At 65.3% G+C, this 649-nt stretch carries 1 pseudogene; it reads right to left on the reverse strand.

From position 1 onward, the window contains the following. Positions 1 to 21 precede the first annotated feature (21 nt). A pseudogene (locus XINFAN_RS00040) lies at positions 22 to 585 on the reverse strand (IS5 family transposase); the annotation flags it as partial. Positions 586 to 649 lie beyond the last annotated feature (64 nt).

A 649-nucleotide genomic window follows, 5' to 3' on the forward strand; every position in this document is an offset into this window, starting at 1 on the left:
TTCCCCTATCCCCGGACAGACTTATCCCACGACCTCTGTAATGGGCGTGTCGAGCGCGGTGAAACCGTTCAGGACGGCAACACGAACCTGGACCTCCGCGACCTGACAGTCGAAGTCGCGCGCCATGAGGCGCTGACCGGGCAGTTTGACACAGTGCATCTTTGTTTCGACGCGGCTTCGGCGGTGATAGCCGCTCCATCGTCGCCATATGGTCCGGCCGACGCGTTTCGACGCTCGCAAGGCCTCGTTGCGCGCGATCACGCCGGGAGTGTCGGGTTTCCATGGCCCGGCGTTCTTGCTCGGCGGAATGCTCGCGGCTGCACCGCGGGCGGCGATGGTCTCATGGCACTTGCGGGTGTCGAACGCGCCGTCGGCAGTGACGCTGCCGATCTCCTGATCTGGCGGGATCCGGCCCGGAAGCCCGGGCAGCATGGGCGCGTCACCAACATCGCTGGTGGTGAACCTGGTGGCCCGGATTTCCAGTGTCTTCTCATCAATTCCGACGTGGATCTTGCGCCAGACGCGGCGTTTGGTGCCCCCATGCTTGCGGGCGTTCCACTCCCCTTCGCCCTCGACCCTGATGCCTCCTCGCCGGTTCGCCCGAACCGGTGGCGCTTACCGGCTCGATGTCGATCAGCAGGTGCAGCGG

This window comes from Pseudogemmobacter humi (genome assembly GCF_900609055.1).
Taxonomy (GTDB): domain Bacteria; phylum Pseudomonadota; class Alphaproteobacteria; order Rhodobacterales; family Rhodobacteraceae; genus Pseudogemmobacter; species Pseudogemmobacter humi.